The organism is Methylophaga sp. UBA5088 (genome assembly GCF_002414625.1).
In the GTDB taxonomy this organism is placed as follows: domain Bacteria; phylum Pseudomonadota; class Gammaproteobacteria; order Nitrosococcales; family Methylophagaceae; genus Methylophaga; species Methylophaga marina.
On the sequence record NZ_DIAC01000033.1, the window covers coordinates 4,895 to 5,261 of the forward strand.

A 367-nucleotide genomic window follows, 5' to 3' on the forward strand; every position below is an offset into this window, starting at 1 on the left:
TCGCGCCTTTTACAAAAGCGTTATCCACCAAAGATCGTCAATGTCCATAGTATCAACTCAAACCGGAAAGCATTATGTTTTGGGGTGGCAATTTCAATGGCTGGCACCTAGCTGCTTTGAGAACCTGAGTGTGATCAGGAACGTGTACCAAGTCGATCCTTAGAAGTGCGCGATCTTCACACCAGCGCAGAGCAGTTTTTTATATTCAGAGTGACATCGGAAATCTTGAAGTTATGGGCTCAATTCACGTGCTTAAATCACATCAAGGCTTTTATGATCCGCCTGGGATGCCACATAAATTATGTGGCCAACAAGAGTAGCCTCTCAAATTCTTGGTGTGTCAACTCCACCAAGTCACGGAGATCGC